The organism is Raskinella chloraquaticus (SeqCode) (assembly GCF_021731865.1).
Lineage (GTDB): Bacteria > Pseudomonadota > Alphaproteobacteria > Rhizobiales > UBA4765 > Raskinella > Raskinella chloraquaticus.
Window position 1 is genome coordinate 42,501 of sequence record NZ_JAKFWN010000038.1, and the last position, 3,389, is coordinate 45,889.

The 3,389-nt window shown below is 54.7% G+C and carries 2 rRNA genes; both read left to right on the forward strand.

The features are described 5' to 3' along the window. Positions 1–182 precede the first annotated feature (182 nt). Positions 183–2,967: ribosomal RNA gene (locus ACINK1_RS12795) — 23S ribosomal RNA — on the forward strand. Between the two features lie 95 nt (positions 2,968–3,062). Continuing rightward, positions 3,063–3,177, forward strand: a 5S ribosomal RNA gene (rrf, locus tag ACINK1_RS12800). Positions 3,178–3,389: the final 212 nt, after the last annotated feature.

The window sequence follows — 3,389 nt, forward strand, 5'->3', positions numbered from 1 at the left end:
TAAGCGGGACGCCGTGTTGATTTACATCGTAAAGAGGGAGTTTGTCCGGATAGCCCGCAAGGGCTATGCGCAGGCCGCTGGCTTAACCGCACGGCGCTGGACAGATTCCGAGGAAAACTGGTCTTATATATATACCGCATTGTCGGCCTGCTTTTGCAAAAGCGGGCATCGATAATGAGGATGATCAAGCGTCTTAAGGGCGTTCGGTGGATGCCTTGGCACTGAGAGGCGATGAAGGACGTGGTACGCTGCGTTAAGCCGTGGGGAGCTGCGAACAAGCTTTGATCCGCGGATTTCCGAATGGGGGAACCCACTTCCGACATCCAGAATTCACAAGCCGTGCTGCAAGGCGCGGTTTGCGGCTTCTGGGTGTCAATGGAGGTATTAAATCCTGAATACATAGGGGTTTAAAGCGAACCCGGGGAACTGAAACATCTAAGTACCCGGAGGAAAGGACATCAACAGAGACTCCGTTAGTAGTGGCGAGCGAAAGCGGAACAGGCCAGCACTTCGACAACAAGAACCGGAACCGTCTGGAAAGTCGGGCCATAGTGGGTGACAGCCCCGTACGGGTAGAAATGGTCGAAGTCTCGAGTAGGGCGGGGCACGTGAAACCCTGTCTGAACGTGGGGGGACCACCCTCCAAGCCTAAGTACTCCTCAGTGACCGATAGCGAACAAGTACCGTGAGGGAAAGGTGAAAAGCACCCCGACGAGGGGAGTGAAATAGTACCTGAAACCGGACGCTTACAAACAGTCGGAGCCCGCAAGGGTGACGGCGTACCTTTTGTATAATGGGTCAGCGAGTTAGTGTAACGTGCAAGCTTAAGCCGATAGGCGTAGGCGCAGCGAAAGCGAGTCTGAACAGGGCGTTCAGTTCGTTGCATTAGACCCGAAACCTAGTGATCTAGCCATGAGCAGGTTGAAGGTGAGGTAACACTCACTGGAGGACCGAACCGGTGCCTGTTGCAAAAGTCTCGGATGACTTGTGGTTAGGGGTGAAAGGCCAATCAAACTAGGAAATAGCTGGTTCTCCGCGAAATCTATTTAGGTAGAGCGTCGCGTGAATACTCCAGGGGGTAGAGCACTGGAAGGGCTAGGGGGTCCCACAGACCTACCAAACCCTACCAAACTCCGAATACCTGGAAGTAATGCGCGGCAGACACACAGTGGGTGCTAACGTCCATTGTGAAAAGGGAAACAACCCTGACCGACAGCTAAGGTCCCCAAATTATGGCTAAGTGTGAAAGGATGTGAGGATCCTAAAACAACCAGGAGGTTGGCTTAGAAGCAGCCATCCTTTAAAGAAAGCGTAACAGCTCACTGGTCTAGGGTCCTCGCGCCGAAAATGTATCGGGGCTAAAGCCATATACCGAAGCTTCGGGCTCGAAAGAGCGGTAGCGGAGCGTTCTCTAAGCTGATGAAGGCAGACCCGTGAGGGCTGCTGGAGGTATGAGAAGTGCGAATGCTGACATGAGTAACGACAAACAGTGTGAAAGACACTGTCGCCGAAAGTCCAAGGGTTCCTGCGTAAAGTTAATCTGCGCAGGGTTAGCCGGCTCCTAAGGCGAGGCCGAAAGGCGTAGTCGATGGGAACCACGTTAATATTCGTGGGCCAGCGGGTGGTGACGAATTCCAAAAGTTGTCTGATCTTACTGGATTGATCGGGCAGCGCGGGAGTTCCAGGAAATAGCCCCCGCATTAGACCGTACCCGAAACCGACACAGGTGGACTGGCAGAGTATGCTAAGGCGCTTGAGTGAACCATGCTGAAGGAACTCGGCAAAATACCTCCGTAACTTCGGGATAAGGAGGCCTCTTGAGCGGGCAACCGTTTGAGAGGGGCACAGACCAGGGGGTGGCGACTGTTTAGCAAAAACACAGGGCTCTGCGAAATCGCAAGATGACGTATAGGGTCTGACGCCTGCCCGGTGCCGGAAGGTTAAGAGGAGAGGTGCAAGCTTTGAATCGAAGCCCCGGTAAACGGCGGCCGTAACTATAACGGTCCTAAGGTAGCGAAATTCCTTGTCGGGTAAGTTCCGACCTGCACGAATGGCGTAACGATCTCCCCGCTGTCTCCAGCATGGTCTCAGTGAAATTGAATTCCCCGTGAAGATGCGGGGTTCCCGCGGTTAGACGGAAAGACCCCGTGCACCTTTACTATAGCTTTGCACTGGCATTAGTGTCCACATGTGTAGGATAGGTGGTAGGCTTTGAAGCTCGGGCGCCAGCTCGGGTGGAGCCACCCTTGAAATACCACCCTTGTAGTCACTGATGTCTAACCGCCGCCCGTTATCCGGGCGCGAGACAGTGCATGGTGGGTAGTTTGACTGGGGCGGTCGCCTCCCAAAGAGTAACGGAGGCGTGCGAAGGTAAGCTCAGGCTGGTCGGAAATCAGCTGTCGAGTGCAATGGTATAAGCTTGCCTGACTGCGAGACAAACAAGTCGAGCAGAGACGAAAGTCGGCCATAGTGATCCGGTGGTTCCACGTGGACGGGCCATCGCTCAACGGATAAAAGGTACGCCGGGGATAACAGGCTGATGACTCCCAAGAGTCCATATCGACGGAGTCGTTTGGCACCTCGATGTCGGCTCATCACATCCTGGGGCTGGAGCAGGTCCCAAGGGTTCGGCTGTTCGCCGATTAAAGTGGTACGTGAGCTGGGTTCAAAACGTCGTGAGACAGTTTGGTCCCTATCTGCCGTGGGTGTAGGAGAATTGAGAGGATCTGTCCTTAGTACGAGAGGACCGGGATGGAGCCACCTCTGGTGGACCTGTTGTGGCGCCAGCCGCAGTGCAGGGTAGCTACGTGGCGAATAGATAACCGCTGAAGGCATCTAAGCGGGAAACTAACCTCAAAACGAGTTCTCCCTCGAGAGCCGTGGTAGACCACCACGTTGATAGGCCGGATGTGTAAACGCAGCGATGCGTGCGCTGACCGGTACTAATCGCTCGATTGGCTTGATCATTCTCATTAGCAATGCCCGTTATGGCCTCTGTCTCAGAGGTCGGCGGACAAGCGGTATTATACGACCAGTTTTCCTCATTTCGCGCTCTCTGCCGGCCTGGTGGCTTTGGCGAGGAGACTGAACCCGATCCCATCCCGAACTCGGCCGTTAAACTCCTCTGCGCCGATGGTACTATGTCTCAAGACCTGGGAGAGTAGGTCGTTGCCAGGCCTGCAGAGCGCGCGGAAATACTCCCTCGACGATGTTTCTATTTTGATGCGCCTGTAGCGCGCGGACCGCGTGCTGCCCTCTGTTCGATGAGGGCTGCATCGGTTTGCCCGACCACGGCGACGTTGAAGTGGCGTTTATTTTTTAGTCGACGAAATGGTTGACGCGGGGTGGAGCAGCCCGGTAGCTCGTCAGGCTCATAACCTGAAGGTCAT